Raw genomic sequence first — 4,637 nt, forward strand, 5'->3', positions numbered from 1 at the left:
TGGTATCGTTCATCGTTAGTCAGTTGTTGATAATTCATTGCAATTTCCCGTAGTAAGAAAATAGCAAAGTTTATTACAACTGGCTATTTAATTACAATTAAAATTGCACTTGTTATGCGAATTCAAGACTTGTTCGATTGGTGCTATTCCTGATCTATTTCCAAATCCAGACAATGACCCTTCCAACATTTGAAATCCAGCTTGAATAGATGCAATTGCATTGGCGACTGCTAAACCTGTATCATTGTGAGCATGTAAACAAAATATTATCTCTGGATAATCAGAAATAAGTTGTGAGCAAAGTTGATGGGTAATATGAGGTTGCAGAAGACCAACTGAATCATTAATGCGAATAACACTAACGCCTAAATTTATAGCGATATCTATTTGTCGACAAATTTCTTTGTATTTCTTATCGTTATATTCACCTCTAAAGTTATTTAATATACTAGCCTTAAATTTTTTTGCCCCCAAACTCCTAAAAGACTTTATAGCATTTTCAAAAGTGTTTTGAGACTCTTTATATGTAATCATTCCAAAACTAAAAACTGTCTCTTCTATATTTTTTCTCAAGTATTTTTGTGATGAAAAATGCTCAAATGCCGTTTCCCAACAGTTAAGTAAAACAATAAATGTAGCCTCTACATCTTTCGGTATTTCTTTTTTTTCCTTCATAGAAAACAGACCCTCCCACACATCTGGAGATTCAGGTCCACAACCTACGATAAACTCCCTAATGCCTACTTGTGACATTTTTTTAAGTAACAAGCATTTATCTTCATTACTTATTGGAAAAGGACAGCGTTCAACACCTTCCCTTAATGTCTCATCAATTAAATAAGGAACCTTAAAATCATTAAATCTAAGTCGTATTTTTTTCTCATTGCAATTTTCCATAATTATTTCCTTTGATTTCCCTCAGTTAAAATACCTATTAGATGGAGGGGTTAACACATAACGCCATTTTAAGCGGCATAAAACTGTTGACTAAAATAGTGAGGAACGAACATAGCCAACTGTTTTATGTCCGTCTTGAAAATTCTTGTTAGGTGTGACTTTAATAAACCCGCCAGATGTAAATAGAAAAACATTACAGATCACTGCTAATAGATTTTTGTTGGTTTTTCAAAAGTAAGACATCATAGCTAGGCGATGTATATAGCAATATAGTACTTTGAACATAGTTTTCATCTGACATTAGCTTTAAATAAACTGTATTTTTATCAAAAGCTAAAAATGCTTCCCTATTTGGTAAAGCATCAACTGATTGAAATTCTTTCTGAGTCGAAGATGAAGAAGGGCTACCATACTTCTTAGACAGTCCTTCCATTAGGCTAATAGCAACATCAACAGAAGGAACAATAGCAAATCTCAAAAACTTACCATCTATAAAAAACGCACCCGCTTCTACTGCCTTACCACCAAACATGAAATCATCGCAACCATAATACTCTACCTCAGCCTGACCAGATTCAAGCTTTTGCATAGTACAAACATTGCGCCCAAAAATGCTGATAAAAATATATATTTTCTTAATTTCATTCGATTCTAAATGCTTCTACCATATGGCGATGAACACCTAACGCTTTGCTAAGCGGCGTGTTTTTTACGTCCGCTTGAGCTACTTGTTGTGTGTTGATAGTCTAATGATAACGCATAACATATTGAATGAGTGAAAACGACCATAAACAGACAAATGCCTTATTGTTGCGCTCTATTTATCGCCTTCTTTTACTGGCTCTTCTAAACAACCCTCAAGAATTCCATTAGTCAACATCATAGCCATAAGCTCTCTTGTCTCTTCTGGTGCTATCGGTATTTGATATACATTACCAACAAGCTCAGTCATGGACTCACTGTCTATGTTTAAAGTCTCGATATAATTTAAGGCCTGAGATATAGGCGCGTTGTTTTGGCGCATGCCATATATGTGCCGTGCTGCTCTCTACGTCATTGCAGAATGTAACTCTTTCTATGTCAACAGCGATAGAGCTACTGCTATATATTAAAGATGAAGTTAGTAAAGCTATTGGTAAAATATTCACGTTATTTGCCTTGTTGATGTTATTTGTAGAAAAATGAACATTTTAATCATACCTTGTACTAACGCTTACTAATTGACTTATTACGACAACTAATTAACAAGTTTTGGCGGTCTAAAATGGGTCCACAATAGATGATTGTTTTTGACACACAACGCTTTACATAAGGGGCGCGGGGCTTTTTCCGCGTCCCAGCCAGCGTATTTTTGCTGGCGAACTTGATGTTTTTGTTATATTTTTATTTCCAATCTAGTCTGGAATAACAATGTTTAAGCTATTTAACAAATAGTAATAAGCTGCCAAAGTTAAAATACCAAGACCTAAGACAAGAATTGAACGATATTTAAAACCATGACGATGATTTTTCTTTCTTTCCTTGTGGGAGGCAACATCCATCATTTTATCGCCAAAGTATATTGATAGAAATGTGCCTAAAGCACTTATTATTAATATACTCCAGTATGGATAAGGTTCAGTTAAAATATGATGTAGTAACTCTGTTGGAAAACTTAATTCGTACATACTTGGATATGCTTTTAACATGTACAAATTAATTGCGAGAGCAAAGAACCATAAAACCACTTGGGTTATTGCCATTTTTATTTTAAATAGTAGCCTTATAGGGAAAGCGAGGATAAAGCCTCCGTCAGCAACTGGAGTACATAATACAAAGAAACTCCATGTTAATAACGACAAACCCAAGCCCGTAGATGCATCATATTTCCAGCTCATATAAAGAAAATAAGCGACAAGAATAAGTAAGAGAGCAAGAAACTTTAATAACGTTTCTTTGTGTGTTTCATGCTTTCCATCAAAGCTTATAGAACTTTTATTTTTATTAAACATTCACTATTCCTGTGACCATACTGGTTATTAAAATATAACGCCTTGCTCAGCGGAAAAATGCGAGCGATAGCGAGTAGTTTTTCCGATGCAGCAACTTGTTATGTTACATATTTATAAATATTCGCTTGAACGACGAAATTGGCAATAGAAGTTAGAAAAGCATTTTCTGCATCTCTTCCTTTTTTTTAATGTGTGTTGTAATTCGATTCCGTGAGAGAAGGGAAAGTACAAAAATGCTTTACCGATGACTGCTTTTGTTTTTTCTTGTAGCTTTGAATATTTATCAGTATATCCAAAGAGCCCATCTTTTAGGCTAAAGATTAAATTATGCCTTAAATTTAAGCTGACATTGTTATCTGTGTACAATTTATTAAGAGTAAATTCAAATTGTTATAGGTCTAAGTCTGAGATTTCTTCACATATTATGAATGTAAATATATTGTCATATGCATTGTTCGTAACATCTGCTTTTTTCCATCATCATTTATGCAATAAGTATCATCGACCATCTTTGACTTTAAGTCTTTTTGTTTAGATAATTTGACAAGTGCTTCGCACAATTTTGATGTTGTTAAACTTGATTTAATTTCCCCAATAGCAACTACTGTCTCGACTGGGTAAAATACCCCTTGAGTATCAATATTGATAAACGGTGTTTCCAATTTATCAAAAACTATTAAATCTAACTGATTCGAAATCTCATTTTTAGAATTGATAACAAATCCATTCGAAACAGAATATCTCCCTGGAACACAGGATTCTATTAAGTTTTTACATATATTTTCTCTATATAAACCATATTCTCCAGCATGGAGCAGATTATTCTTAACCTCAGTATTTTTGTAGATTTCTTTAGCATCAATAAAGCTTTTCTTTAATGAGTCAAAGTTGCTATGGATTAGTGATTTGTAGTTATCATTTGGCACTGAATTTTCCTTTTAAAACATAACGCCTGCAACAACGGCACTTAGTTATGGTGCTGTTTTTGAGGCTCTTTTTTTTGCAAAAACCGCGACATGGCTAAAAGTGTCCGATTGCTTGCACTTGTTAAATGGCTAAACAATTAAGCTACTTAATAAGCTTCATGTAGGTTGTGCTAGTTTTATTATCTATGACTTCATCAGCAAATTTTTCACATAATTTATGTGATGCTATATTGTCTTCATCTACTTTCAGTTCAATATAAAATTCAGATATGCCGTTTCTAGCAAAGCCTTGCTTAAGTTCATCAATGCTTTGTGTCAGTACCTCTTGACCAAAACCTTTACCTCTAAATTTCTCTAAAGTAGTAATACCAACATCAAAGCACGGTTTTCCTTTATAGGGGGCTGTATTGACAGCAACACATGATGATTTAATTCGTGTACCAGTTGCCATCAACGCATAAGTAAAGCGAAGAGTACCTTCAGGTTTATCCATGTAAACCCGTAACTTTTTGTGGATTTCACCATTCTCAGTTTTGATAAGGTTCTTACTCAAAGCTTTTTGGAATGCCTTAAAAGCCATTGTAGCTGTTTCACTATTATCCATGATACCTCACTTTAATAATCACTAAAAAATATGGGAGAATTACGCATTATGCCAGCCATTTAACGCCTGAACTCACCTGACACGTCAGTGGTCAGGTGGAGTGATTTGTTAGGTGTTTAAAAATTATAGATAAAATTCAACGAGGTTCTGCTAAATTTTAAATCTGAGCCGTTTATATTAAAACTTCTAAAAGAATCAGCGTGCAATTTATGTTTGGCA

At 33.9% G+C, this 4,637-nt stretch carries 6 protein-coding genes; all 6 read right to left on the reverse strand.

Features of this window, described 5'->3' with window-relative positions:
- Positions 1–87 precede the first annotated feature (87 nt).
- Positions 88–897, reverse strand: a complete 810-nt coding sequence (locus tag BTHERMOSOX_RS09420; protein ID WP_138120857.1) for a beta/alpha barrel domain-containing protein — start codon at positions 895–897, stop codon at positions 88–90.
- Positions 898–1,090: 193 nt separating this feature from the next.
- A complete protein-coding gene (locus tag BTHERMOSOX_RS09425) occupies positions 1,091–1,537 on the reverse strand; it encodes a hypothetical protein (RefSeq protein WP_488153934.1) in 447 nt (148 codons plus the stop codon).
- A gap of 177 nt (positions 1,538–1,714) precedes the next feature.
- A complete protein-coding gene (locus tag BTHERMOSOX_RS09430) occupies positions 1,715–1,921 on the reverse strand; it encodes a hypothetical protein (protein WP_138120861.1) in 207 nt (68 codons plus the stop codon).
- 370 nt (positions 1,922–2,291) lie between these two features.
- A complete protein-coding gene (locus BTHERMOSOX_RS09435; RefSeq protein WP_138120863.1) occupies positions 2,292–2,888 on the reverse strand; it encodes a hypothetical protein in 597 nt (198 codons plus the stop codon).
- Between the two features lie 422 nt (positions 2,889–3,310).
- The gene (locus BTHERMOSOX_RS09440) at positions 3,311–3,814 is read right to left on the reverse strand and encodes a DUF6602 domain-containing protein (RefSeq protein ID WP_138120865.1); all 504 of its coding nucleotides are present in this window, start codon (positions 3,812–3,814) and stop codon (positions 3,311–3,313) included.
- A gap of 142 nt (positions 3,815–3,956) precedes the next feature.
- A complete protein-coding gene (locus BTHERMOSOX_RS09445) occupies positions 3,957–4,418 on the reverse strand; it encodes a GNAT family N-acetyltransferase (RefSeq protein WP_138120867.1) in 462 nt (153 codons plus the stop codon).
- Between the last annotated feature and the right edge of the window lie 219 nt (positions 4,419–4,637).

The organism is Bathymodiolus heckerae thiotrophic gill symbiont (genome assembly GCF_900128515.1).
Lineage (GTDB): Bacteria > Pseudomonadota > Gammaproteobacteria > PS1 > Pseudothioglobaceae > Thioglobus_A.